General features: G+C 71.2%; 24 protein-coding genes. 21 read left to right on the top strand and 3 right to left on the bottom strand.

The annotated features are described in order from the left end of the window. The first annotated feature begins 82 nt into the window (after nt 1-82). Nucleotides 83-364, top strand: coding sequence for a DUF3040 domain-containing protein (locus tag EPD65_RS10405; RefSeq protein WP_131583832.1), 282 nt, complete (start codon nt 83-85; stop codon nt 362-364). Here EPD65_RS10405 and EPD65_RS10400 read toward each other — a convergent pair. Genes EPD65_RS10400 through EPD65_RS10390 form a run of 3 tightly spaced genes read right to left on the bottom strand, consistent with a single transcriptional unit; the run spans nt 322 to nt 4,791 of the window. Continuing rightward, entirely contained in the window at nt 322-2,535 is a 2,214-nt protein-coding gene (locus tag EPD65_RS10400) for a transglutaminase TgpA family protein (protein ID WP_165872967.1), read from the bottom strand. The genes EPD65_RS10405 and EPD65_RS10400 overlap by 43 nt on opposite strands. Then, complete coding sequence (locus EPD65_RS10395) at nt 2,532-3,731, bottom strand: DUF58 domain-containing protein (RefSeq protein ID WP_131583828.1); 1,200 nt, start codon at nt 3,729-3,731, stop codon at nt 2,532-2,534. Before EPD65_RS10395 ends, EPD65_RS10400 begins: the two co-directional genes overlap by 4 nt. A gap of 16 nt (nt 3,732-3,747) precedes the next feature. After that, nucleotides 3,748-4,791, bottom strand: coding sequence for an AAA family ATPase (locus EPD65_RS10390; RefSeq protein ID WP_131583826.1), 1,044 nt, complete (start codon nt 4,789-4,791; stop codon nt 3,748-3,750). A gap of 73 nt (nt 4,792-4,864) precedes the next feature. Between EPD65_RS10390 and mraZ the strand changes: the two genes are divergently transcribed. The 20 genes from mraZ to lspA all read left to right on the top strand — a co-directional run bounded on the left by mraZ (nt 4,865) and on the right by lspA (nt 24,438). Beyond that, on the top strand, nt 4,865-5,293 hold the full coding sequence (gene mraZ / locus EPD65_RS10385) for a division/cell wall cluster transcriptional repressor MraZ (RefSeq protein WP_131583824.1): 429 nt from the start codon (nt 4,865-4,867) through the stop codon (nt 5,291-5,293). Between the two features lie 204 nt (nt 5,294-5,497). Next, complete coding sequence (locus EPD65_RS16290) at nt 5,498-5,641, top strand: hypothetical protein (protein ID WP_165872966.1); 144 nt, start codon at nt 5,498-5,500, stop codon at nt 5,639-5,641. Nucleotides 5,642-5,648: 7 nt separating this feature from the next. Continuing rightward, nucleotides 5,649-6,623, top strand: coding sequence for a 16S rRNA (cytosine(1402)-N(4))-methyltransferase RsmH (gene rsmH / locus EPD65_RS10380; protein ID WP_131583822.1), 975 nt, complete (start codon nt 5,649-5,651; stop codon nt 6,621-6,623). Next, nucleotides 6,620-7,183 (top strand): cell division protein FtsL, encoded by a 564-nt coding sequence (ftsL, locus tag EPD65_RS10375; protein WP_131583820.1) that lies wholly within the window; start codon nt 6,620-6,622, stop codon nt 7,181-7,183. Before rsmH ends, ftsL begins: the two co-directional genes overlap by 4 nt. Before the next feature lie 16 nt (nt 7,184-7,199). Continuing rightward, nucleotides 7,200-8,975 carry a peptidoglycan D,D-transpeptidase FtsI family protein gene (locus EPD65_RS10370; RefSeq protein WP_243640538.1) on the top strand — a complete coding sequence of 592 codons (1,776 nt, stop codon included), beginning with the start codon at nt 7,200-7,202 and terminating at the stop codon, nt 8,973-8,975. Beyond that, nucleotides 8,972-10,501, top strand: a complete 1,530-nt coding sequence (locus tag EPD65_RS10365; RefSeq protein WP_131583818.1) for a UDP-N-acetylmuramoyl-L-alanyl-D-glutamate--2,6-diaminopimelate ligase — start codon at nt 8,972-8,974, stop codon at nt 10,499-10,501. The genes EPD65_RS10370 and EPD65_RS10365 overlap by 4 nt, the downstream gene beginning before the upstream one ends. Further along, nucleotides 10,498-11,964, top strand: a complete 1,467-nt coding sequence (locus tag EPD65_RS10360) for a UDP-N-acetylmuramoyl-tripeptide--D-alanyl-D-alanine ligase (RefSeq protein WP_131583816.1) — start codon at nt 10,498-10,500, stop codon at nt 11,962-11,964. Before EPD65_RS10365 ends, EPD65_RS10360 begins: the two co-directional genes overlap by 4 nt. Nucleotides 11,965-11,966: 2 nt before the next feature. Further along, nucleotides 11,967-13,046, top strand: coding sequence for a phospho-N-acetylmuramoyl-pentapeptide-transferase (mraY, locus tag EPD65_RS10355; protein WP_131583814.1), 1,080 nt, complete (start codon nt 11,967-11,969; stop codon nt 13,044-13,046). Beyond that, nucleotides 13,039-14,052, top strand: a complete 1,014-nt coding sequence (locus EPD65_RS10350) for a Mur ligase family protein (protein WP_131583812.1) — start codon at nt 13,039-13,041, stop codon at nt 14,050-14,052. Before mraY ends, EPD65_RS10350 begins: the two co-directional genes overlap by 8 nt. A 46-nt stretch (nt 14,053-14,098) precedes the next feature. Beyond that, nucleotides 14,099-15,331 carry a putative lipid II flippase FtsW gene (gene ftsW / locus EPD65_RS10345; protein WP_131583810.1) on the top strand — a complete coding sequence of 411 codons (1,233 nt, stop codon included), beginning with the start codon at nt 14,099-14,101 and terminating at the stop codon, nt 15,329-15,331. Then, a complete protein-coding gene (locus EPD65_RS10340; RefSeq protein ID WP_131583808.1) occupies nt 15,331-16,437 on the top strand; it encodes a UDP-N-acetylglucosamine--N-acetylmuramyl-(pentapeptide) pyrophosphoryl-undecaprenol N-acetylglucosamine transferase in 1,107 nt (368 codons plus the stop codon). The genes ftsW and EPD65_RS10340 overlap by 1 nt, the downstream gene beginning before the upstream one ends. Further along, nucleotides 16,434-17,855 carry a UDP-N-acetylmuramate--L-alanine ligase gene (murC, locus tag EPD65_RS10335; RefSeq protein WP_131583807.1) on the top strand — a complete coding sequence of 474 codons (1,422 nt, stop codon included), beginning with the start codon at nt 16,434-16,436 and terminating at the stop codon, nt 17,853-17,855. Before EPD65_RS10340 ends, murC begins: the two co-directional genes overlap by 4 nt. Then, nucleotides 17,848-18,612, top strand: coding sequence for a cell division protein FtsQ/DivIB (locus tag EPD65_RS10330; RefSeq protein WP_131583805.1), 765 nt, complete (start codon nt 17,848-17,850; stop codon nt 18,610-18,612). The genes murC and EPD65_RS10330 overlap by 8 nt, the downstream gene beginning before the upstream one ends. A 202-nt stretch (nt 18,613-18,814) precedes the next feature. Further along, nucleotides 18,815-19,990, top strand: coding sequence for a cell division protein FtsZ (gene ftsZ, locus EPD65_RS10325; protein WP_131583803.1), 1,176 nt, complete (start codon nt 18,815-18,817; stop codon nt 19,988-19,990). Nucleotides 19,991-19,997: 7 nt separating this feature from the next. After that, nucleotides 19,998-20,717, top strand: coding sequence for a peptidoglycan editing factor PgeF (gene pgeF, locus EPD65_RS10320; RefSeq protein ID WP_131583801.1), 720 nt, complete (start codon nt 19,998-20,000; stop codon nt 20,715-20,717). Further along, a complete protein-coding gene (locus EPD65_RS10315; RefSeq protein WP_207891501.1) occupies nt 20,714-21,427 on the top strand; it encodes a YggS family pyridoxal phosphate-dependent enzyme in 714 nt (237 codons plus the stop codon). Before pgeF ends, EPD65_RS10315 begins: the two co-directional genes overlap by 4 nt. 61 nt (nt 21,428-21,488) lie before the next feature. Then, nucleotides 21,489-21,974 (top strand): cell division protein SepF, encoded by a 486-nt coding sequence (locus tag EPD65_RS16735; protein WP_207891509.1) that lies wholly within the window; start codon nt 21,489-21,491, stop codon nt 21,972-21,974. A gap of 98 nt (nt 21,975-22,072) precedes the next feature. Beyond that, nucleotides 22,073-22,819: a DivIVA domain-containing protein gene (locus EPD65_RS10305; protein ID WP_131583797.1), complete on the top strand. Its 747-nt coding sequence runs from the start codon at nt 22,073-22,075 to the stop codon at nt 22,817-22,819. 195 nt (nt 22,820-23,014) lie between these two features. Beyond that, complete coding sequence (locus EPD65_RS10300) at nt 23,015-23,815, top strand: TraR/DksA family transcriptional regulator (protein ID WP_131583795.1); 801 nt, start codon at nt 23,015-23,017, stop codon at nt 23,813-23,815. 92 nt (nt 23,816-23,907) lie between these two features. Continuing rightward, nucleotides 23,908-24,438: a signal peptidase II gene (gene lspA, locus EPD65_RS10295; protein ID WP_131583793.1), complete on the top strand. Its 531-nt coding sequence runs from the start codon at nt 23,908-23,910 to the stop codon at nt 24,436-24,438. Nucleotides 24,439-24,443: the final 5 nt, after the last annotated feature.

The raw sequence follows: 24,443 nt of genomic DNA, 5'->3' as shown, positions 1-24,443 counted from the left end.
AAAATGCCCGAAGCGGGTACCCGCACCTGCGGTGACCTGCCTAGACTGGAGGGGATCGATCGACGTGCAGGGAGGAGGGGCCGTGCCACTCTCGGAAGAAGAGCTCCGGCTGCTGGAGCAGATGGAGCGGGCCCTCAGTGAGGAAGACCCGAAGTTCGCCTCCACGCTGCGTGGCAGCTCGTTCCGGCGTGCCGCGCGTCAGCGCGCGATCTTCGCGGGCGTCGTCTTCCTCGGTGGCGTTGCCCTGCTGATGACCGGTGCCGTGACCGAGCTCGTGCTCGTCGCGGTCGGTGGCTTCCTCGTGATGCTGGCGAGTGCGACCTACGCGCTCTCCGCGCTCCGCAGCCGGCCCGCGCCCCACTGACCCCGCAGCACTGATCGCGGCCACCACGTGGCGCGGCGTACGACGCGTGCGCCGGCGGCGGCCCGCAACGCGAGCACGCAGGTAGTGACGTCAGCGCTCGTGGCGGTGCCCGTCCCTGTGGGCGCGTAGCGGTGCAGCTCGAGGGCGTCGACGATGCGGTCCAGAGCCTCGCGCGCGTCGGCCTCGTGCTCGGCGGCGAAGTGGGCAGCGACCGACCGTGCCGTCGCACGTGGCGACCGTCCGGACGGCCAGGCGACGCCGAGATCGAACGCCGTGGCGTGCAGCTCCTCCCACCAGTCCTCGACGTCCGATGAGCCGAGGCGTCGGGTGCGCCGGCGGCTCCGGACCAGGCGGGGCGTCGTGGCAACGGCGGCCAGTGCGACGAGCACGAGGCAGACCAGGAGCGGCACCCGCGCGTCGTGACCCTCCGGCGACGCGGCTGCGCCGTTGTCCCGCGGGGCCGGTGTCTGCGGCTTCGGCAAGGTTGTCGGCCTGGCCGTGGTCGACGGGCTCGCGCTCGGTGACGGCTGGCCGGTCGGGCGTGACCAGGCCGGCACCGATCCGGTGTGACTGGTCGGCGTCGGCTCGAAGCCGACCCATCCGACGCCGGAGAACCAGATCTCGGGCCAGGCGTGCAGGTCGTGCGCGCTGAACTCGTAGGTCATCCCGGTGAGGTGACGCGGACGCAGGAAGCCGACCGAGACCCGGGCGGGCATGTCGAGCTCCCGGGCGAGCAACGCCATCGATGCCGCGAACTGCTCGCAGTAGCCGGTGCGGGAGTGGTTGAGGAAGTCGCCGAGTGCCTCGAAGCCGCTGCCCGGCTCCGTGTCGGTGGAGTAGGTGAAGTCGTGCTGGAACCACTCCTGGAGGTCGACCGCCCGCTGGTAGTCCGTCGTTGCTCCCTCGGTGACCTGCCGAGCCAGTCGCTGCACCCACTCGGGGCGCGTCGTGGGCAGTGCGGTGTCGCTCGCCTGGTGGCTCGGGTCGGGCGCGGCGCGCTTCAGCAGTGCCGGGTCGATGTGAGGGCGGTACTCCTCGACGGCGTAGTGCAAGCCCGCGGTCGTGCCCGGCTGGCCGGCCCGGTGGACGTCGAGCTGGGTGCTGTCGTAGCGCCACGCGTCGCCGGTCAGGACGCTCATGGTCCAGCTGGGCAGCGGCAGCCAGTCCGAGGCGAACGACGGGGAGACGGCCACCTTCCAGGAGACGCGCTGGCCGGGGAGACGGAGGGCCGGCGCCGGGGGGAACCCGTCGTCGACTGCGTTGGTCGATGGCCAGGTCCGGGGTCCGACGCGCCAGGCCTTGCCGTCGAACTCGTCGAGCACCGCCACCCGGACGTACGACGGAGCCGCCACGTCGTTGACCAGCGTGACGCGCATCAGGTCGACGTCGGTGCCTCGGGTCAGGTTGCGCTGGAGGTCTGCGACCGGGTCCGCGACGCGGACGGTCCCGCCGGGCCGATCGCCGTCGAGCCGATACGGCTCCCGGTGGGGCAGGACGCCCGGGAGGAGCGCCGCGAGCAGCAGTGCCGTGCCGCCGAGGACGATCGTCGGTGGGCCGGACCTGAGGACGGCGCCGCGTCCGTGCGTCGCCAGCTGGCCCCAGCGACCGCGGTCGACGTGCTCATGGGTCGCGACGAGCGCCAGCCACGACCCGGCGGCGAGGAGGAAGAGTCCCGTGCCGGAGGTGGAGCCGAGGACGCTCACGGGGAGGACCCAGGCAGCCAGGAGCGGCAGGCTCGCAGGAAGCACCCTGCCCAGCGAGACCGCGACGAGGTCCACGACCAGGTGTACGGCCACGCCTCCGACGAGGAGCAACGGCACGATCGACGGCAGCTTGGGGGCGACCGGTGTCGCGTTCTGTGCGGCGGAGTCGAGTGCGTGCACCAGTGCCAGGAGGGCGTGCCGTGTGGATCCGGTCGTCGGAAGCAGGCTCGTGCCCAACTGTGCCTGGAGGACCAGGAGCGCCGTGAGGAATTGGCCGGACAGGGCGAAGGGCCACTCGAGCCCGACCCGACGCAACCCGACGCCGACGGCGCACACGAGCGCGATGGCGACGAGCAGGCGGTGGTCGAACCCCTTCGACTGCTCTACTAGCCGGCTCCACGAGGTGAGGACGAGCCACGTGGTGGCAGCTGCCCAGGCGGCGACGACGGGGCTGCGCAGCGTGGTCACGGCATGACCGCCAGCTCGCGCCAGGCCGCAGCCAGGACCGTGTCGGGGCGGACGGTCACGGCACGCCACCCCGCTGCCCGGAGCGCTTCGCCGGGCGGGGTGCCCATGGGGCCGGAGTTCCACCGGCCGACGTCGAGACCCAGGGCGACCGCCGGCGCGCCGTGGTGGAGGAGCCGGCGGAGGGTGGTCGCATCCTCGCGCACGTCGCCCAGCACGGCGACGAGCATCCCGTGGCGCGAGCTGGCCGTGAGCCACCCGGTGTCGATGGTGGTCCGCTGGGTCTGCTCGACCACCGCGAGCTCCTCGAGCATGCGGTCGGCGTCCGCCGCCGTCGCGCCGTCGTGCCATCCCGTGCTCGACGGGCCGTCCGCCGTCACCAGTCGTACGACGAAGCCCCGCGCGGCCAGATGGGACGCGATCGACGCTGCTGCGGTCACGGCGGCCTCGAGCGACGAGGCCGCGCCGTGTCCACGGTGCGCGCCTGCGCGGTTGTCGAGCAGCACGGTCGCGCGCGACTGCCAGGGCTGCTCCTCGCGGCGCACCATCAACTCGCCGGTGCGGGCGCTGGTCCGCCAGTGCACGCGCCGGAGCGGATCGCCCGGGCGGTACTCGCGCACGGTGACGTCCTCGGCGCTGCCGATGGCGAAGGCGCGGGGCCGGTTGTCGCCGGCGCCGGTCCACGTGCCCGCGCGACCGACAGCAGGCAGCGTCAGGACGGACGGCGTGACGATCAGGTCGCTCTGGTCGGCGACCACCTGGGTGCGGACCGCGAGCCCGAAGGGGTCGAGCGCCCGCACCGTCAGCCGCCCCAGCGCAAACCTGCCGCGCACGTCGGAGCGCAGGGTGTAGTCGACCTCGGCGGTCCACTCCCGCGCTGCTGCGGGCACCACGAACCGTGGACGTACGCCGAGCGCCCACGGCACCCGGTCCTCGAGGAGCAGGGGGCCGGTGCGCGTCGCGCCGGCGAGCGTGAGCCGGACCCGCGCGGGCTGGCCGGTGGGGGTGCACCGCGGCTCGAGCGTGCGCTGGACGGCGACCGGCCGGGGTCGGCGTACGGACAGGAGGCAGAGCAGGGGGAGCGCGGTCAGCAGCACGCCCACGCCGGTGAAGGCGGGCTGCCCGAGCACGAGTCCGCCGATCGCCGCGGTGAGCCCGGCCGCCAGCAGGGTCCGGCCTCGGCCGGTCAGGGTTGCCATCGCGCGTCCGCCGTCATCAGGACGACGCGGGGACGGGGACCCGGTTGAGGATCCCGGCCAGGACGGCCTGGGGCGTCCGGCCGGTGAGGGCGGCCTCGACTCCCGGCAGGAGCCGGTGCGCGAGGACGGGAACGGCGAGGTCGTGGATGTCGTCGGGCAGGACGAAGCCGCGTCCGGAGAGCGCCGCACGTGCCTTCGCTGCCCGGACCAGGTGGAGCGTCGCGCGCGGCGACGCGCCGAGGAGGAGGTCGGGGCTCGTGCGGGTGGCGGTCGCGAGGGCTACGGCGTAGCGGCCGACGGCGTCTGAGACGTGCACCTGCGTCACGATGCCGATCAGCTTGCTGACCTCGGCGGCATCCGTGACCGGCTCGAGGTCGTCGAGCGGGTTCGCCGACGTGTGGGAGCCCAGCATCGCGAGCTCGGCCTCGGGCACGGGATAGCCCATGGCGACGCGGCACATGAAGCGGTCGCGCTGCGCCTCCGGGAGGGCGTAGGTGCCCTCCATCTCGATCGGGTTCTGCGTCGCGATCACCAGGAACGGCGACTCCAGGGCAAGTGTCGTGCCGTCGACGGTGACCTGGCGCTCCTCCATGCACTCGAGCAGGGCCGACTGCGTCTTGGGGGAGGCCCGGTTGATCTCGTCGCCGACGACGACGTTGGCGAAGACGCCGCCCGGGTGGAAGTCGAACCGGCGCGTCTCCGGGTCGAAGACGCTGACGCCGGTGACGTCGGAGGGGAGCAGGTCCGGGGTGAACTGGATCCGCTTCACCGTGCCGTCGACCGACCGCGCCAGCGCCTTGCTGAGCATCGTCTTGCCGACGCCCGGGACGTCCTCGATCAGGAGGTGTCCTTCGGCCAGCAGCACGGTCAGCGCGGTGTCGACCACCTCGCGCTTGCCCTCGATGACGCGCTCCATGTTGGCGCGCACGCGCGCCATGACCCGGGTGACCGTCTCGAGGTCTCCAGCTGCAACTCCCACGCCCACAACGTAGCGCGATCCGGGGGCTGCCGAGTCTGGGAAGCGGTGGTTCGTAAAAGGGCGGGAAAACGCGCGCAACATGGTTGACGGTGGAGGGAAGTGGAGTAATGTGGAGCGCAGTGGAGGAAGAGTGGGGGAAAGGGGTGGAGAACGGATGTTCTTCGGCACCTACACCCCCAAGGTCGACGAGAAGGGCCGCCTCTTCCTTCCGGCGAAGTTCCGCGAGCAGCTGGCAGAGGGACTCGTGGTCACCCGTGGCCAGGAGCGCTGTCTGACGGTCTGGTCGATGCAGGACTTCGCAGGCATGACCGACCGGCTCCGCGAGGCGCCGGTCACCAACAAGGGAGCTCGTGACTACGTCCGCATGTTGTTCGCGGCGGCGTCGCAGGAGGTCCCGGACAAGCAGGGCCGCATCACCATCCCGTCCGTGCTGAGGGAGTACGCCTCGCTCGGCAAGGAGGTCATGGTGATCGGCGCGATGAACCGGATCGAGATCTGGGACCCGACGGCCTGGGCCACCTACTCCGAGGAGCAGGAGCAGAAGTTCTCGGAGCTCTCCGACGAGGTCTTCCCGGGGATCTGATCCCCACCCCGCACCACCCGGCACCACCGAACGAAACAGAACAGCGGATTCGCAGGACGAGGTCTCGTGCCCACTTCTGCCCGTGCCCTGGGGCAACTTCCCCGGCTCCAGGCCACAACTTCCCCCTTTGTGCGGAAGTGGGCAGGGACCTGGTCAGGCGAATCCGCTGTCGTCATCTACGCAGCACACCGAAGGGTCGACACCATGAACGCCACCACCGGCACCCGCGAGGCGCGGGTCCGCGACCAGGCCCGCGAGGCCCTGGCGGTGATGGTCCTGTCGGCCGGTCTCTCGGTTGGATGCGCGATGGCCTTGATCCTCCTCCTCGCAGCAGGCGGACAGGGCTGATCTGACGATGCGTCCCCTCCACGTCCCGGTCCTGCGCGAGCGGTGCGTCGAGCTCCTGGCCCCTGCCCTCCAGACCGAGGGCTCGGTCATGGTCGACTGCACCCTCGGCCTCGGCGGCCACACCGAGGCCGTCCTCCAGACCCTCCCGAACGCCCGCGTCATCGGCATCGACCGCGACCCCAACGCCCTGCGGCTGGCGGGGGAGCGGCTGGCGCCGTTCGGTGACCGCTTCGTCGGTGTCCACGCGGTCTACGACGAGATCCTCGACGTGATCGCCGGCCAGGGCCTCGACCACGTCGACGGCGTCCTCTTCGACCTCGGGGTCAGCTCGATGCAGCTCGACGTCCGCGAGCGTGGTTTCGCGTACGCCGAGGACGCGCCGCTCGACATGCGGATGAACGACGGCACGGGCATCACCGCCGCCGACGTCCTCAACACCTACGACGAGCGCGACATCGCCCGGATCCTCCACCAGTACGGCGAGGAGAAGTTCGCGCGGAAGATCGCCAAGGCGATCGTGCGTGAGCGCGAGATCGAGCCCTGGACCCGCTCCGGCCGCCTCGTCGAGCTCCTGTACGCCGAGATCCCGGCGCCGGCGCGGCGTACCGGAGGCCACCCGGCGAAGCGCACCTTCCAGGCGCTGCGCATCGAGGTCAACGACGAGATCGACGTGCTGCGCCGGGCGATGCCCGCGTCGCTCGAGGCGGTCGGCGTCGGAGGCCGCGTAGTCGTGGAGTCGTACCACTCGCTCGAGGACCGCATCACCAAGCAGGTCTTCACGGAGGCCACCCGCCTCGACGTACCGCCGGACATGCCGTTCATCCCGGCCGGGATGGAGCCGCCGTTCAAGGCGGTCACCCGCGGCGCCGAGAAGGCCGTCGAGCCCGAGCTGACCGAGAACCCCCGCGCCGCCAGCGTCCGACTTCGCGCCGTCGAGCGCACCACTGCATCAGACAGCCCCCGAAGGAGCCCCCAGCGATGAGCACGCCGCAGCTGTCCCGCGTCCGCGTCACCCGTATCGCCGAGGAGGCGGTCGAGCGGGCTCGCCTCCGCGTCGTCCCGCGCACCCGCGTCCGGGCGCCGAAGGTGCCGTTCGTGATGCTCGTGAGCGCGATCCTCCTCGCGGGTGTCGTCGGCCTGCTGCTCTTCAACACGACGATGCAGCAGAACTCCTTCGCCGCAGCCGACCTCCAGACGCACGCCGACGAGCTCCGCTCCGAGCAGCAGGCCCTGCAGGCCGAGATCGACGGCCTCAACGAGCCGCACCACGTGGCCGAGGAGGCCACGCGGCTCGGCATGCTGATGCCGGTCTGCCCGCGGTTCCTCTACACCGCGACCAACAAGGTCACGCAGGCCTGCGACGAGCCGGCCACGAAGCTCCCGATCGACGCGCCGGCCCAGGCCCGCCCCGAGTCGCTGATCCCGGAGCGCACTGTGGTGAAGGTCAAGCCGAAGCAGACGACGAAGCAGGCCGACACGCCGAAGGCTGGCGCCACGGAGACCACCCGCGTGGGTTCTCATGGAGTCAGCAGCACCAACTGACCCCTGAAGGACCCCCGTGAACACCCGCCCCGTCAGCCAGTTCCGGCTGAGATTCGGCTTCCTGCTCATCGCGATCGTCCTGTCGTTCTACGGGGCGCGACTCGTGCAGCTGCAGGCCGTTGACCCGGCCAACTACGCAGGCAAGGCGCACCTGGAGGGTGAGGAGAAGGTCGTCCTGCCGGCGTCGCGTGGCGAGATCGAGGACCGCAACGGCGTCGCGCTGGCAGCGTCGATGGACGGCCTGATGGTCATCGCCGACCCGTACCTCACCTCGCCGAAGGCCCCGGCGCTGGCGAAGCTCCTCGCCGACCGGCTGGGCATCGACTACTTCACGACGCTGGCGAAGCTCCGCAAGACGACGGGCGACGGCAGCCGCTACCAGATCCTGGCCCACCGGATCCCGGCGACGAAGGTCCGCGACGCTCTCGCCTACGCGAAGGATCAGGGCTTCGTCGGCCTCTCGACGGAGCGCGACCCGATCCGGGCGTACCCCCTCAAGGATGTCGGCGCCAACATCGTCGGGTTCATCGGCCAGGACGACAAGGTCGGCCCGCTCGCGGGCATGGAGCGCACCTTCAGCCAGCAGCTCGCCGGCACCGACGGCATGGCCCGCTACCAGGCGGTCAAGGGCAAGCAGATCCCGCTCGCCGACGCCAGCATCACCGAGCCGCGCGACGGCAAGCCGCTCCGGCTGACCATCGACAGCGACGCGCAGGCCTTCACCCAGTGGACGCTCGCCCAGGCGGTGCGCAACTGGAAGGCCGCCTCCGGCGTTGCCATCGTGATGGACAGCCACACCGGCGAGCTCCTCGCGTACGCCGACTACCCGACGTTCGATGCCAACGACCCGCAGGCGACGAGCAAGGACTACTACGGCTCGAAGGGTGTCCAGGAGCCGTACGAGCCCGGCTCCGTCGAGAAGGTGCTGACCCTCTCGTCGGTGATGGACTCGGGTCACGCCACGCCGGAGACCCGGCTGACGCTGCCGGACGTGCTCGTGCGCGACAACTGGCCGATCCACGACCACGGCCGCCAGGGCACCGTGAAGCTCACCCTGGCCGGCGTGCTCTCGCGCTCCTCCAACATCGGCACGACGCTGTCCGCCGAGACGATGGACAGCGCCGACATCCGCGACTACCTGACCAAGTTCGGCCTGGGCCAGTCGACGAACGTCGGCCTCCGCGGCGAGAGCCCGGGCATCGTGCCGGCTGCGCCGTGGACCGACATCACCCGCGCCACGATCGCGTACGGCCAGGGCATCACGGTCACGCCGCTGCAGATGATCGCCGCGGTCAACACGATTGCCAACGGCGGCGTCCGCGTCTCGCCGAGCCTGATCGAGGGGTCCGCGACGACCAACACCGGTGCCAAGGTCGGCACGTCGGAGGCCACCGCCACCCGCGTGGTCAGCGCCGACACCGCCTCAAAGATGGCCCGCATGATGGAGACCGTCCTCGACCCCGAGGAGGGCACCGCGCCGCTCGCGCGGATCCCCGGCTACCGGGTGGCGGGCAAGACCGGTACCGCCCAGGTCAACGAGAACGGCCGCTACCTCGACAACCTCAACGAGAACTCGTTCGTCGGCTTCGCCCCCGCGGACAACCCGCGCTTCACGGTCTACGTCGTCCTCCGCCACGTCAACGGCGGCGCGGGCGGCCTGACCGCCGGTCCGGCGTTCAAGCGGATCATGAGCTACATGCTGCGCAAGTACGGGATCCCGCCGACGGACACCACCGCCACGCCGTACGAGACCACGTGGGGCGGCAGCGGCACCGGTAACCTCCACCCGTGAGCGACCCGATCCCGTTCGAAGCGCCCGTCGGGCGCCCCCGCGTGCCCCGTCGTACGCCGCTCGCCGAGGTCGCCGGCTGGCTCGGCCTCTCCTCGCCGGCCAGCGACGCCGCGGTCTCGGGCATCTCGCTCAGCACGCAGCGGATCCACCCCGGTGACGTGTACGCCGCCCTGCCGGGCACCCGGGTCCACGGCGCGACGTACGCCGCCCAGGCAGTCGCCGCCGGTGCCGTCGCCGTGCTGACCGACGCCGCTGGCGCGGAGCTCGCTGCCGACTGTGGCGTCCCGATCCTTGTCGTCGACGATGCCCGCGCGTCCCTCGGCACCGTCTCCGCCCGGATCTACGGCGAGCCCGCGCGCGACCTGCGGCTGATCGCCGTCACGGGCACCCAGGGCAAGACCACGACGACCCGGCTGGCCGAGCTCGCGCTCGAGCACGCCGGGGTCGCGGCGGCTGTCATCGGCACGGTCGGCACCCGGGTCAACGGCGAGGACATCAAGACCGCCCTGACCACGCCCGAGGCGCCTGACCTGCACGGCCTCTTCGCGATGATGCGCGAGCGCTCGGTCGATGCCTGCGCGATGGAGGTCTCCTCGCACGCGCTCGTGCTGGGGCGGGTCGACGGCGTCCAGTTCGACGTCGCGGTCTTCCTCAACCTGGGTCGCGACCACCTCGACTTCCACACCGACCTCGCCGACTACTTCGCCGCCAAGGCCCGGCTCTTCACGCCCGAGCGGGCCCGGATGGCACTGGTCAACGCCGACGACGAGCACGGCCTGCTGCTGCGCGAGCAGCTGGAGGGTGACGTCCACGGCGTGCCGGTGCGGACGTTCTCGACTCTCGGCGACGCCGACTGGCGCGCGACCGACATCGTGGCCGGGCCGGAGGGCTCGTCCTTCACCGTCGTCGCCCCCGATGGCCGGTCGGCGGTGACGTCGGTGCCGATTGCCGGCGACTTCAACGTCTCCAACGCACTTGCGGCCGTGGCTGCCTGCGTCGAAGCGGGCTACGACCTCGACCTGGTCGCCGCGGGTCTCGCGGCGTCCGGGGGAGTGCCCGGCCGTCTCGAGCGGGTCGAGACCGGCCGCGACTTCCACGTCGTCGTCGACTACGCCCACAAGCCTGACGCCGTCGAGGCGGCGTTGCGCACGCTGCGTCCGCTGGTGGCTCCGGGCGGTCGGCTGATCTGCGTCATCGGCGCCGGCGGCGACCGCGACACCGGCAAGCGGCCGGTCATGGGCGAGATCGCCGCTCGCCTCGCTGACCTCGTGGTCGTCACCGACGACAACCCGCGCACCGAGGACCCTGACCTGATCCGGGCTGCGGTGCTGGCCGGCACGACGGAGGGCTCCGCGGAGGTCCACGAGATCGGCGATCGCCGCCTCGCGATCCGCTTCGCGCTGGCCCGGGCGGGGGCGGGCGACATCGTGCTCGTCGCCGGCAAGGGTCACGAGACCGGCCAGGAGGTTCACGGCATGGTGCACCCGTTCGACGACCGTCAGGTTGTCCGCGAGGAGCTCGCGTGATCCCGCTCCGTCTCTCCGCGATCGCCTCGGTCGTCGGGGGAGTGCTGCACGGTGACGACGTCGTCGTGACGGCGCCGGCCTTCGTCGACAGCCGCGCTGTCGAGCCGGGTGGCCTCTTCGTCGCCATCGCCGGTGAGCACGTCGACGGCCACGCGTACGCCGAGGGCGCGGTCGCCGCCGGCGCCGCCGGTGTCCTCGGCTCGCGCCCGACCGGTGTCCCGACCGTCGTGGTCGACGACCCCGCGGTGGCCCTCGGCCTCCTGGCCCGGCACGTCCGCGACCAGCTCAGCGGCCTGACGGTCCTCGCGCTCACCGGCAGCCAGGGCAAGACCGGCACCAAGGACTTCCTCGCGCAGATCCTCGCCGCAGCGGGGGAGACCGTCGCGACTGCCGGCAACTTCAACAACGAGCTCGGCGTCCCGCTGACCGTCCTGCGGGCGACGGAGTCCACGCGCTACCTCGTCGTCGAGATGGGTGCCCGCGGTCTCGGACACATCTCCTACCTCTGTGGCATCGCGCGCCCGGACATCGCTGCGGTCATCAACGTCGGCACCGCGCACCTCGGCGAGTTCGGCACGCAGCAGGCGATCGCGCAGGCGAAGGGCGAGATCGTCGAGGGCCTGCCGGCCGACGGTGTCGCCGTTCTCAACGCCGACGACCCGCTGGTTGCCGCGATGGCCTCCCGCACGCCGGCCCGGGTGCTGCGCTGGGGTGCCATCGGTGGCAGCACTGCCACGGATGCACCCGAATCCGCCGAGTCCGCATCCATCGGTGGCAGCACTGCCACGGATGCACCGATCCCGCGCCCCGACGTCGGTTTCAAGGACGTCGTGCTCGACGAGCTCGGACGCCCCCGCGTCTCGTTCAACGGCACGACGGGCCAGTCGCCCGTCCGGGTCCAGGTGCTCGAGATCGGGCAGCACCAGGTCCTCAATGCCGCCGCCGCGCTCACCATGGCCCTCGCAGCCGGCGTCGACTGGCTCGTCGCGGCGCAGGCCCTTGAGCAGGCGCGCAGCCTGTCCCGCTGGCGCATGGAGGTCCACGACCGCGCCGACGGCGTGACGGTCATCAACGACGCCTACAACGCCAGCCCGGACGCGATGCGTGCGGCCGTCGACACCCTTGCCGGCATCAAGGAGCGCAGCGGCCGCCGGACGATCGCCGTCCTGGCAGAGATGCGCGAGCTCGGCGGCGATGCGGCCCGCATCCACACCGAGATCGGCGCCCACGCGGCGACGGCCGGGGTCGACGTACTCCTGGTGATCGGCGACGACGCGGCACCCATGCTGGACGGTGCGAGCAAGATCTCAGACTGGTCCGGCACGGCGGTGTCGGCTGCCGACCGGGCCGCTGCTCTGGCATGGTTGCGCGAGAACGTCGCTCCCGGCGACGTCGTACTGGTCAAGGCCTCACGCGGGGCCGCGCTGGAGCACGTGGCCGACGGGCTGCTGGAGAAGGAGTAACGATGAGGGCGATCCTGCTGAGCGGCGGCCTCTCGCTGATCCTCTCCTTGATCGGCACGCGCTACGCGATCCGGGTGCTCAAGGCCAAGGGCTACGGCCAGGAGATCCGCGAAGAGGGTCCGGAGTCGCACAAGACCAAGCGCGGTACGCCGACCATGGGCGGCATCGTCATCATCCTCGCCGCGCTACTGGCCTACGGCCTGGCCAAGCTGATCACCGGCGAGCTCCCGACGGCGTCGGCGCTCCTGCTGCTCTTCCTCTTCGCCGGATGCGGCCTCGTCGGCTTCCTGGACGACTTCATCAAGATCTACCGCCAGCGCAACCTCGGTCTGCGCAGCCGGGCGAAGATGATCGGCCAGACCTTCATCGCCCTCGTCTTCGGTGGCGTCGCCATCTCGCCGTGGCTCGAGAACTCCCACGGTGTGCGCCCGGCGTCGCTCCACATCTCGGTGCTGCGAGACTGGCAAGCCTGGACCATCCCGGCAGTCATCGTGATGGCCCTGATCTGGATCATCGTCACCGGCACCAGCAACGCGGTGAACCTCACCGACGGCCTCGACGGCCTCGCCGCGGGCGCCTCGGTCATGGTCTTCGGCGCCTACACGCTGATCAACATCTTCCAGTCCAACCAGACCTGCTTCCAGAGCCCGGCCCCCGAGCTCGGCCGCTGCTACGAGGTGCGCGACCCGCTCGACCTCGCGGTGGTGGCGGCGGCGATCACCGGTGCGGCGTTCGGCTTCCTGTGGTGGAACGCCTCGCCGGCACAGATCTTCATGGGTGACACCGGCTCCCTGGCGCTCGGCGGTGGCCTCGCCGGCCTGGCGATCCTGACCCGCACGGAGCTGCTGCTCCTGATCCTCGGTGGCCTCTTCGTCATGGAGACGCTGTCGGTGATGATGCAGGTGTCGTACTTCAAGGCGACCAAGGGCAAGCGGATCTTCCGGATGGCACCGATCCACCACCACTTCGAGATGCTCGGCTGGGAGCAGGTCACGGTCGTGATCCGGTTCTGGATCATCACCGGCCTCCTCGTGGCCGGCGGTCTCGGCCTCTTCTACGCCGAGTGGGTCGCCGGTGTCTGACGCCCCCGAGGTCGCGGCCCTGGATCGTTCGGGGCCGTGGGAGGGCGTGCGCGTCGTCGTCGCCGGCTTCGGCCGGGCCGGCTTCGCGGCCAGCGACAACCTGCTGCACCTCGGCGCGACGGTCACGGCCCGCGCCGTCCCGCTCAACGACGACGACCCGTTCGAGGCGGACAGTGCCGAGAAGGCCGAGCTGCTCGAGGTGCTCGGTGCGACGATCGAGCTCGCCGCCGACGCCCTCGACACCCTGCCGGACGAGGTCGATCTGGTCATCGCGTCACCTGAACATCTCGACGCGCCGCTCGTTGCCGCGGCGCGCGACCGCGGCGTCCCGGTGTGGGGCGAGGTCGAGCTGGCCTGGCGCCTGCGTGACACCGGCGTCGGCAGCCGCCCGGCTCCGTGGCTCGTCGTCGCCGGCAGCACCGGCCAGGCGGAGGTGGCGCTGCTCGTCGAGCAGATCCTGCTCGCGGCCGGACAGCGGCCGGCGGTCGCCGGCGTGGCCGGACTCCCGCTCGTCGAGGCGGTCATGGACCCCGAGCCGTACGACGCACTCGTCGTCGCGCTCGACGACGCCCAGCTCGTCGACGTCGTGTCGATGAGCGCCCTCGCGTCGGTCGTCCTCGACAGCCAGCCGGGGGCCGTCGGCTCCGTGGCGGCGCGGGCTGCGGCGTACGAGCACGTGCAGGAGGCCTGCGTCTACGTCGCCGCCGACACGGCCACCGAGGAGCTGGTCCGTGAGGCCGACGTCGTCGAGGGTGCCCGCGCCATCGGCGTCACCCTGGGCATGCCGGGCATCGGCATGCTCGGCGTCGTGGAGGACCTGCTCGTGGAGCGGGCCTTCCTCCCGCAGCGGTCGACCTCGGCCGCCGAGCTGACCTCGCTCGAGGAGCTCGGCACCGACGAACCCGTCGAGGTGACGCGCGCCCTGGTCGCGTCCGCCCTCGCGCTCGCCTCGGGTGCGACGCCCGCCGCCGTGCGTGACGGACTTCGCAACGCGCGACACGCGTGAGCACCTACCGCGGACACGCCGAGGCCGCGGGGGAGGATGGGCCGCGATGACCACTGCCACGCCTGAGGAGACCCGCGAGCGACCGCGGGGCCTTGCCGCGCTCAAGGAGGCGCTCGACCGCCCCCTGACGCCGTACTACCTGCTGCTCGGGTGCACGGCGCTGCTGCTGACCATCGGCCTGATCATGGTGCTGAGCGCGTCGAGCGTGATCTCGTACAAGACGACGCACAACTCCTACGCGATCGTCGAGCGCCAGCTCATCTGGGTGGCCATCGGCATCCCTCTCGCGTACGTCGCGTCCCGCATGCCCCAGGCGACGCTGCGCCGGCTGACCGTGGTCGGCATGCTCGGCTCGATCGTGCTGCTGGCGGCCGTGCAGGTCCCCGGCCTCGGCAAGATCGTCAACGGCCAGAAGAACTGGCTGAATCTCGGCCCCCTGAGCATGCAGCCCTCGGAGCTGGCCAAGCTTGCGCTGATCCTCTGGGCGGCCAACGTCTACGCCAACAAGGAGCGCCGGCTGGGTGAGCTCCACCACGTGTTCATGCCGGTCGTGCCGGGGGCGCTGCTGGTGGTCGGCCTGGTCCTGCTCGAGCGTGACCTCGGCACGGCGCTCGTCTTCATGGCGATCCTGCTGAGCCTGCTCTGGGTGGTCGGTGCTCCGGCCAAGCTCTTCGGTCTCGCGCTGTCGGTGGTCGGTGTGTCGGCGTTCTTCCTCGCCACGACCAGCTCCGAACGACGCGGGCGACTGCTCAGCTTCACCAACCCGTTCAAGGACTACCTGGGCGACGGCTGGCAGGCGGCCCACGGCCTCCTGGGCCTCTCATCGGGCGGCATCTTCGGCAAGGGCATCGGCGCCTCCCAGCAGAAGTGGGGCACGCTGCCGGAGTCCTACACCGACTACATCTTCGCCGTCCTCGGCGAGGAGCTCGGCCTGATCGGCACCTTGTTCGTCCTCTGCCTGTTCGCCACCATCGCGTGGTCGGCCGTGCGGATCGCGAGCCAGACGCGCGACCCGTTCGTCCGCTACGTCTCCTTCGGCGTCATGGTGTGGCTGCTCGGTCAGGCGATCGTCAACATCGGCATGGTCCTGTCCCTGCTGCCCGTCATCGGCATCCCGCTCCCGCTCGTCTCGTACGGCGGCTCGGCGCTGCTCCCGTCGCTCATCGCGCTCGGCATCCTGATCGGGTTCGCCCGCCGCGAGCCCGAGGCCGCCGCCGCGCTGGCCGCCCGCAAGCGCAACCGCCCCGCCCGCCCCGCAAAGCAGTCCCGAGGTCTCTGATGCGCGTCCTGCTCGCCGGTGGTGGCACCGCCGGCCACACGTCACCCCTGCTCGCGACGGCCGCCGCGCTGCTGCGCGAGGACCCGACGGTCGAGATCACCTGCCTCGGCACGACCACGGGCCTGGAGGCCCGGCTGATCCCCGAGGCCGGCTTCCCGCTCGAGTTCGTCCCGCGGATGCCGCTGCCCCGCAAGCCCGGCAAGGCGATGCTGCAGTTCCCGGGCAAGATGCGCGCCCAGCGCGCCGCTGCCCTCGAGATCGTCGACCGGATCAAGCCGGACGTCATCGTCGGCTTCGGTGGATACGTCTCCGTGCCGGCCTACCTGGCTGCGCGCAAGCGCGGCATCCCGTTCGTCGTGCACGAGGGCAACGCCCTCCCGGGCATCGCCAACCGGCTTGGCGCCCGGTTCACGCCGTACGTCGCGACGTCGTTCCCGGACACGCCGCTGACCGCGAAGGGCGGTGAGCCGGCGCTCTACACCGGTCTGCCGATCCGCCGGATGATCTCGACGCTCGACCGCGGCGCGCTGCGTGCCGAAGGTCGCGCGGCGTTCGGCCTCGACGCGGACCGCCCGACGCTGCTCGTGACGGGTGGCTCGCAGGGCGCCCAGCGGATCAATTCGGCCGTGAGTGGAGCGGCAGGGGTGCTCGGGGGAGCGGGCGTGCAGGTGCTGCACGTGATCGGCCCCAAGAACGAGCTCGTGGTGGAGGCGCAGGGAGCCCCGTACGTCGTCGCCAACTACGTCGACCGCATGGACCTCGCGCTCGCCGCCGCCGATGCGGTGCTCTGCCGGTGCGGCTCCAACACCGTCACCGAGACGTCGGGCGTCGGTCTGCCGGCTGTCTACGTCCCGCTGCCGATCGGCAACGGCGAGCAGGCGCTCAACGCGGCGCCGGTCGTCGATGCCGGCGGCGGCCTGCTCGTCGCGGACGCCGACCTCGACGCCGCATGGATCGAGGCCAACCTCGTCCCGCTGCTCACCGACCCGGCCCGTCTCGCTGCCATGGGCGAGGCCGCAGCCGATGTCATCCCGCTCGACGCCGACGACAAGCTCGCTGCGCTGACCGTCGAGGCCGCACGTTCCGGAAAGAAGGCCCGTCGATGAGGATCCCCGTCCCGGACCAGCTGCTCCCCGCCGAGGATCTCGGCCGCGTCCACTTCATCGGCATCGGTGGGGCCGGCCTCTCGGCGATCGCGCGGATCATGCTGGCCCGCGGCATCGCGGTCAGCGGCTCCGACGGCAACGACAGCCCGACGCTCGACGCCCTGCGTGAGCTCGGCGCCCGCGTCCACGTCGGCCACGCGGCCGAGCACATCCACGACGTCGACACCCTCGTCGTGAGCACCGCGATCCGCGAGGACAACCCGGAGTACGTCGCCGCCGTCGAGCAGGGCCTCCGGATCCTGCCGCGGTCGGCCGGTCTCTTCGCGGTCATGGCGGGCAAGCGCACGGTCGCGATCGCCGGCACGCACGGCAAGACCACGACGACCTCCCTGGTCACCGTCGCGCTGCAGGCGGCGGGTGCCGACCCGACGTACGCCATCGGGGGTGACCTGACCTCGACCGGTGTCAACGCCGCTGACGGCACGGGCGACCTGTTCGTCGCCGAGTCCGACGAGAGCGACGGCGCCTTCCTGGTCTACCGCCCGTCGATCGCGGTCGTCACCAACGTCGACGCGGACCACCTCGACCAGTGGGGCACCGAAGAGGCCTACCAGGCGGCGTTCACGGAGTTCCTGGACCGGATCGATCCGGGCGGCCTCCTGATCACGTGGGCGGGCAGTGACGCCACCCGCAAACTGGCTGACGAGGCGCGTGCAAAGGGCCTGCGCGTCGTCACCTACGGGCTCGCCGCGGATGGCGCGGACCTGGAGGGCCACGACGTCCGTCACGACGGCACGCGCACGACGTTCGCGATCCGCGCCGAGCGCGACTCGCTGGGCGAGCTGACGCTGCAGATCCCGGGCCAGCACTACGTGCTCAACTCGCTCGCGGCCCTGGCAGTCGGCCTCGAGCTCGGGCTGGACATCGCGGGTCTCAAGGCGGGCCTCGCGGGCTTCACCGGGACCAAGCGCCGCATGGAGCTCAAGGGCGAGGTGGCCGGCGTCCGGGTCTACGACAGCTACGCCCACCACCCCAGCGAGATCCACGGCGACCTGCAGGCTGCGCGTTCGGTCGCGGGGGAGGGGCGCCTGATCGTCGCGTTCCAGCCGCACCTCGTCTCCCGCACGCGGATCTTCGGTGAGCAGATGGGCGTCGAGCTCGGCGCCGCCGATGCGGTCGTGGTCGCCGACGTCTACCTCGCCCGCGAGGATGCCGACCCGGCCGTCACCGGCGCGCTGGTCGCCGACGCGGTGCCGCTCCCGCAGGGCTCCGTTGCCTTCGTGCCCGAGCTGGCCGATGTTGCTGCCGAGCTCGCGCGCCGCGCGCGCCCGGGTGACATGGTCCTCACGCTCGGTGCCGGCACGATCACCACCGTCGGACCGCTGGTCCTCGGCCTGCTGGGACGCACCGATGCCTGACCTGCCCTGGCGCAGGAGCGCCGGCGAGGGCGACACCGTCGAGGCGTCCCGTCGTCGGTTCGCGCGGCGCCAGTGGGCTCGCCGGTGGGGGACCTGGCGTGGCCTCGTCGTCCTCGGTGTGGTCGCCGCCGTGCTGGCGGTTGCCGGCTGGGTGGTGCTCGCCTCGTCGGTGCTCGACGTCCGTGGCGTCGACGTCACGGGCACGACGTTCCTCCGCCCCGCGCAGGTGCGCAGCGCGGCGGCCGTGCCCCAGGGCGGTCCGCTCGCCCGGGCAGACCTCGACGGTGTCCGCAAGCGCGTCGAGGCGCTTCCTGCAGTCGCCTCGGTCACCGTCTCCCGGGCCTGGCCGCACCAGGTGCGCATCGACGTCACCGAGCGGGTCGCCGTGGCGGTCGTGGAGGACAGCAGTGGTCTGCACGGCCTCGACGCCACCGGCGTCGTCTTCCGCGACTTCAAGGGTCGGCCGTCGCGCCTGCCCCTGATCCGCACCTCGGCCGACACACACGCCGATGCCATGCAGGAGGCCGCGCGCGTGGTCGGCGTACTCCCGGAGCAGGTGGCGAAGCGCGTCGCGTTCGTCGACGTGCACACGCGCGACGCCATCTCGCTGGAGCTGCGCGACGGCCGCGTCGTCGTGTGGGGGAGCGCGGACCAGTCCGACGCCAAGTCGCGCGTCCTCACCTCGCTGCTGAAGGCGGAGCCGGACGCGCGGGCGTACGACGTCAGCGTGCCGGGTCAGCCGACGACGCGTTCCTGATCCGACGCCTCAGGAATCTCGGCGCAATTCGAGACGCTGGCGTGTCGGCCCTTTACACGCGGCGTCCGGTCCGTATGGTCTTCCTCAACGCGAGGTTGACATAACTATAACGCTCTAGTTGAGGGTTAGGGTTCTGTCAGCGGCGCGTACTTCCCCAGTTTTGCCAACACACAGACCGTCCATCGGGAGAGGCACAGCCGCCATGGCAGCAGCACAGAACTACCTGGCCATCATCAAGGTCGTCGGCATTGGTGGAGGTGGCGTCAACGCCGTCAACCGGATGATCGACTTCGGCCTCAAGGGTGTCGAGTTCATCGCGATCAACACCGACGCCCAGGCGCTGCTGATGTCGGACGCCGACGTCAAGCTCGACATCGGCCGCGAGCTCACCCGCGGCCTCGGTGCCGGCGCCAACCCGGACGTCGGCGAGAAGGCCGCCGAGGACCACGCGGACGAGATCGAGGAGGTGCTCAAGGGCGCCGACATGGTCTTCGTGACCGCGGGTGAGGGTGGCGGCACGGGCACCGGCGGTGCGCCGGTCGTTGCGCGCATCGCCCGCTCGCTCGGTGCCCTGACGATCGGTGTCGTCACGCGCCCGTTCGCCTTCGAGGGTCGCCGTCGCGCCAACTCCGCCGAGGACGGCATCGCCCGCCTCCGCGAAGAGGTCGACACCCTCATCGTCATCCCCAACGACCGTCTGCTCTCGATCAGCGACCGCAACGTGTCGATGCTCGACGCGTTCAAGCAGGCCGACCAGGTCCTGCTGCAGGGTGTCTCCGGTATCACGGACCTGATCACGACCCCGGGTCTGATCAACGTCGACTTCGCCGACGTCAAGGCCGTCATGTCCAACGCGGGCTCGGCCCTCATGGGCATCGGCTCCGCGCGTGGCGACGACCGCGCGCTCGCCGCCGCCGAGATGGCTGTTTCCTCGCCGCTGCTCGAGGCCAGCATCGAGGGTGCGCACGGCGTGCTGCTCTCGATCGCCGGTGGCTCGGACCTCGGCATCTTCGAGATCAACGAGGCCGCCGCGATGGTCGCCCAGGCGGTCCACCCCGAGGCCAACATCATCTTCGGCACGATCATCGACGACGCCCTGGGCGACGAGGTCCGCGTGACCGTCATCGCCGCGGGCTTCGACGGCGGCTCGCCGAAGAAGCGCGACGAGGGCACCGTGCTGCGTCGTGACGCCGCCCCGGCCGCCGCGCGCCAGGTCCCGACCAACAACGTCGGTCAGGTCGCTGCGTCGCGTCCGGCCCCGCAGGCCGCTCCGGTCCAGCAGGCGGCTCCCGTCCAGCCGACCCAGCCCGTCCAGCCGGCCCGCCCGGCCGTGCAGTTCGACGACGACGACCTGGACGTGCCGGACTTCCTCAAGTGACGCGCGCTTGTTCGCTCATCGCCTGACCATCGACCCCGTCGAGCTGGCCTTCACGGACCGGCTCGGCGGGGTCAGTGCATCGCCGTACGACGCGCTCAACCTGGCGCGCGTGGGTGGCGACGCCCCGGAGGCAATCGCCGAGAACTGGCGCCGCGTCCTCGAGGTCCTCGCGCCCGATGCCGCCGTGCTGTGCGACATGCAGCAGGTGCACGGCAACGTCGTCGCGGTCGCTGACCCGGCTGCCGTGGACGCACCGGTCTGCGACGCGATCGTGACTGACCGGCCCGACGTCGTGCTCGCCGTCCGTGTCGCTGACTGTGTCCCCGTGCTGCTCGCCGACCCGTCCGCCGGTGTCGTCGGTGCAGCGCATGCAGGCCGCAAGGGCGTCGAGCTCGACGTCGTCGGGGCGACGGTTGCCCGCATGCGTGATCTGGGCGCTACGACGATCACGGCCTGGATCGGCCCGCACGTCTGCGGCGGCTGTTACGAGGTGCCGCAGCAGATGCAGGACGAGGTGACGGCGATCGAGCCCGCCACGTTGGCCACCACCACGTGGGGCACACCGGCGCTCGACCTCGGTGCCGGCGTACGCGCGCAGCTGGAGCGGGCCGGCGTGACTGTCGAGCACCTCGGCCCCTGCACGCTCGAGGACTCCACGCTCTTCTCCCACCGCCGCGACGCAGACGGCGCCGGCCGCCTGGCCGGCCTGATCCGGGTGCGCGCATGACGACGCCGCTGCCGGGGGAGGCCCGTTGGGCCGAGCTCGCTGCCAACCTCGCCGACGTCCGCGAGCGCATCGCCGCGGCGACGGCTGCTGCGGGGCGCCCCACGGGCGACGTCGAGCTCGTCGTGGTCACCAAGTTCTTCCCGGCCTCGGATGTCCGGCTGCTCGCCGGTCTCGGTGTGGTCGACGTGGGGGAGAACCGCCACCAGGAAGCCGAGGCCAAGGCAGCCGACTGCACCGGCCTCGACCTGCGCTGGCACTACATCGGCGGCCTCCAGTCCAACAAGGCCGCAGCCGTCGCGGCGTACGCCGACGTGGTCGAGTCCGTGGACCGGCTCAAGCTGGTCGACGCGCTGGACAAGGGCGCCGCGGGCCGAGCGGTCGACGTACTCCTGCAGGTCAGCCTGGACCCGCCGGACCGCGAGGGCCGCGCCGGAGCGGACCCTGTCGACCTGCCGGAGCTCGCCGCTGCGGTCGACGGCGCGACGCACCTGAGGCTCCGCGGTCTGATGGCGGTCGCCCCGCTCGGGGAGGACCCGGCCGCGGCGTTCGAGCGGCTGGCGGGGATCCGCAACGACTTCCTCGTCGCTCATCCGGACGCGACAGTGCTGTCCGCGGGCATGAGTGGCGACCTCGAGCAGGCGATTGCCGCCGGCGCGACACACGTGCGCGTCGGGAGCGCGGTGCTCGGTACACGAAGGACTCTCAAGTAATGTCACAAGCAACGCGCCTGATGGTGGCGCAGGAGTATCGGAGGACAGCCGCATGAGCACCATGCGCAAGATCGGTGAGTACCTCGGCCTGGTCGAGGACACGGGCCGGTACGCCGACGAGTACGACGACTACGACGAGGCCCCCGCGGCCGCCCCGCGCGCAGCACAGCCTGCGCCGCGTCAGGCCGCCGCTCCACGCCCCGCGCCGGTCGCGGACATCACGGAGCGTCGTCGCCCGACCCCTGCGCCGCAGCCCACTGTTGCTGAGCTGTCGCGCATCACGACCCTGCACCCGCGCACCTATAACGAGGCTCGCACCATCGGTGAGAACTTCCGTGACGGCGTCCCGGTCATCATGAACCTCTCGGAGATGGACGACTCCGACGCCAAGCGTCTCGTCGACTTCTCCGCCGGCCTGGTCTTCGCCACGCGCGGCAACATCGAGCGGGTCACCAACAAGGTGTTTCTTCTCTCGCCCCCGAACGTCACCGTTGCCGCTGAGGACAAGGCGCGCATCGCTGAGGGTGGCTTCTTCAACCAGAGCTGACCAATGCTTCTCGCCTGTGGCCGTGACCGTGTGTCACGGCCACAGGCGCTATTGTTCTGACAGTTTCTTTCCGCTTCGACATATGAATGGGTGAGGGCATGCCGCTGACGCCTGAGGACGTGAGCAACAAGCGCTTTACTCCGGTCCGGCTCCGTGAGGGCTACGACATGGGTGAGGTCGACCAGTTCCTCGACGAGGTGGAGGCCGAGCTCGCTCGTCTCACCAAGGAGAACGACGACCTGCGCTCCAAGCTGGCTGCGGCGCAGTCCGGCCAGCCGGTTGCTGCCGCTCCGGTTGTGGAGAAGGCCCCGGAGCCGGTCAAGGCCCCCGAGCCGGTGAAGGCTCCCGAGCCGGTCGCGCCTGCCGCTGCCGCTCCCGCGCCTGCCGAGGAGATCCGCGTCGTCACCGTCGCTGACGCCTCGAGCGCCGCCGCCCGCCTCCTGGAGATCGCCACGCGCAACGCGGACGAGCTCGTCGAGGAGTCGAAGAACGAGGCCGACAAGATCGTCGGCGAGGCCCGCACCAAGGCCGAGCGCCTCGAGTCGGAGTCCAAGGTCAAGGCCGACAAGATGGAGTCCGACGCCCGGACCCGTTCGCAGATGCTCGACTCCGAGACCGCCGAGAAGCGCAAGCAGCTCTTCGGCGACCTGGAGAAGGAGCAGGCCAAGCTCAGCACCGAGGTCGAGCGTCTTCGCTCGTTCGAGCGGGAGTACCGTTCGCGCCTCAAGAGCTACTTCAGCCAGCAGCTCGAGTCGCTGGAGAGCACCCCGGAGGTCGCTCCCGACGAGGCCGCCGGCCAGGGCCCGAAGCGCCTTCGTTCGATCCTCGGCGAGGAGGAGGGCTGAGCCCTTCCGCACCGTCGCTGAGGCCGGCCGGATCCCTTGTGGATCCGGCCGGTCCGGCATTTCGGGCGCGCCCGTTGGTGAATCCGTGACCATCCCGCGAGCCGGTTTGATGCCTGTAGGACGAAACGACTAGCCTTCCGGCACCCGAGGTGGCGCAGATCACCTTCCTCGTCCCGGTCCAGGAGGCCAGGTCCTATGCCCCGCAGCACGACGAAGATCGCCGGCTCTGCCGTCTCCGCCGCGAAGAAGGTGATCGGACGACGCGCTCGCCCCGAGGACGCCGTGGAGGCTCCCGAGGTCGCGAAGCCTGCTGCGAAGAAGGCTGCGCCGGCGAAGAAGGCTCCTGCGAAGAAGGCGGCACCGGCCGCGAAGAAGGCGGCACCGGCCACGAAGGCTGCCGCGACCGCGAAGAAGGCCGCCGCCTCCACGACGAAGAAGGCCGCGACGACCGCCAAGAAGGCGGCCGCTCCTGCGACCAAGGCCGCGGCGAGCGCGACGAAGGCCGCAGCTCCGGCTGCCAAGAAGGCCACGACCACGGCTCGCAAGGCCGCCGCGACGGCCAAGAAGGCGGCCCCGGTCCGCAAGTCCGGCCCGGTGAAGCCCGAGACCCTTCCGTACAAGGAGGGTGAGGAGGCCTGGACCAAGGCAGACCTCGCCGAGGTGATCGCCGAGCTCAAGGAGCACGCCGAGCGCCTGCGCAAGGAGCTCCACGACCAGGAGGTCGAGCTCGCAGGCCTGCTCAAGGACGCCGGAGACGGTGCTGGCCACGACCAGGCCGACATGGGCGCGACCAGCTTCGAGCGCGACCACGAGCTGACGGTCGTCAACAACTCGCGCGAGATGCTGGCGCAGACCGAGCGTGCCCTGGCCCGCATCGCCGACGGCACCTACGGCGTCTGCGAGTCGTGTGGCCAGCCGATCGGCAAGATGCGCGTCATGGCCTTCCCGCGCGCCACGCTCTGCATGGACTGCAAGAAGCGCGAAGAGCGCCGCTGACCCACCGGCCCTGTGCGCTCACCGGTCATCCATTGACGGGCGAGCGCACAGGGTTCGTTGCGTCTGGGACCGTGTGGGAAACTCGCTCCATCATGGAAGAAGCGATCGCCGGCCCGTCCGTCACCACGACCTCCCGGAGCATCGCGAGGGTGGTGTTCGCCGCGACGGCGGTCCTGCTCTACCTGGTCGACCTGGCCACCAAGACCCTCGCCGTCCGGCAGCTCTCGGACCGCGGTCGCGTGGACGTCATCGGTGGCCTCTTCGGTTTCCGGCTGACCCGCAACCCGGGAGCGGCGTTCGGGACGGGCACGTCGTACACCGCCGTGCTCTCGTGTGTGGCGATGCTGGCGGCGGCCGCAGTCATCTGGTTCGCGCTGCGCGCCGTCGACCGGGTCTGGGCCGTGGCGCTCGGGCTGCTGCTCGCCGGCATCCTCGGCAACCTGACGGACCGGCTGTTCCGGGCGCCGGGGCCGTTCGAGGGGCACGTCGTCGACTTCCTCCAGCTGCCGCACTGGCCGATCTTCAACGTCGCCGACATGTGCATCAACGTGGCTGCGGTGCTGATCCTCGTGCAGGCGTTCCGTGGTGTCCGCCTCAACGGCACGCGCGACGAGCGGAAGTGACGGAC

This window comes from Nocardioides jejuensis, from assembly GCF_004337475.1.
Classification (GTDB): domain Bacteria; phylum Actinomycetota; class Actinomycetes; order Propionibacteriales; family Nocardioidaceae; genus Nocardioides; species Nocardioides jejuensis.
The sequence above is the reverse complement of the archived record's forward strand: the minus strand, read 5'-3'. Positions and strand labels throughout refer to the sequence as shown.

Bases quoted from the DNA above. Each gene is read 5' to 3' on its own strand.
- ftsL (WP_131583820.1), top strand. From the start codon at position 6,620: ATGAGCACGCCGCAGCTGTCCCGCGTCCGCGTCACCCGTATCGCCGAG.
- lspA (WP_131583793.1), top strand. From the start codon at position 23,908: ATGGAAGAAGCGATCGCCGGCCCGTCCGTCACCACGACCTCCCGGAGC.
- EPD65_RS10395 (WP_131583828.1), bottom strand. From the start codon at position 3,731: ATGGCAACCCTGACCGGCCGAGGCCGGACCCTGCTGGCGGCCGGGCTC.
- EPD65_RS10330 (WP_131583805.1), top strand. From the start codon at position 17,848: ATGCCTGACCTGCCCTGGCGCAGGAGCGCCGGCGAGGGCGACACCGTC.
- EPD65_RS10305 (WP_131583797.1), top strand. From the start codon at position 22,073: ATGCCGCTGACGCCTGAGGACGTGAGCAACAAGCGCTTTACTCCGGTC.
- EPD65_RS10390 (WP_131583826.1), bottom strand. From the start codon at position 4,791: ATGTTGCGCGCGTTTTCCCGCCCTTTTACGAACCACCGCTTCCCAGAC.
- mraZ (WP_131583824.1), top strand. From the start codon at position 4,865: ATGTTCTTCGGCACCTACACCCCCAAGGTCGACGAGAAGGGCCGCCTC.
- mraY (WP_131583814.1), top strand. From the start codon at position 11,967: ATGAGGGCGATCCTGCTGAGCGGCGGCCTCTCGCTGATCCTCTCCTTG.
- EPD65_RS10340 (WP_131583808.1), top strand. From the start codon at position 15,331: ATGCGCGTCCTGCTCGCCGGTGGTGGCACCGCCGGCCACACGTCACCC.
- ftsW (WP_131583810.1), top strand. From the start codon at position 14,099: ATGACCACTGCCACGCCTGAGGAGACCCGCGAGCGACCGCGGGGCCTT.
- EPD65_RS16735 (WP_207891509.1), top strand. From the start codon at position 21,489: ATGCGCAAGATCGGTGAGTACCTCGGCCTGGTCGAGGACACGGGCCGG.
- EPD65_RS16290 (WP_165872966.1), top strand. From the start codon at position 5,498: ATGAACGCCACCACCGGCACCCGCGAGGCGCGGGTCCGCGACCAGGCC.
- ftsZ (WP_131583803.1), top strand. From the start codon at position 18,815: ATGGCAGCAGCACAGAACTACCTGGCCATCATCAAGGTCGTCGGCATT.
- EPD65_RS10300 (WP_131583795.1), top strand. From the start codon at position 23,015: ATGCCCCGCAGCACGACGAAGATCGCCGGCTCTGCCGTCTCCGCCGCG.
- murC (WP_131583807.1), top strand. From the start codon at position 16,434: ATGAGGATCCCCGTCCCGGACCAGCTGCTCCCCGCCGAGGATCTCGGC.
- EPD65_RS10315 (WP_207891501.1), top strand. From the start codon at position 20,714: ATGACGACGCCGCTGCCGGGGGAGGCCCGTTGGGCCGAGCTCGCTGCC.
- rsmH (WP_131583822.1), top strand. From the start codon at position 5,649: ATGCGTCCCCTCCACGTCCCGGTCCTGCGCGAGCGGTGCGTCGAGCTC.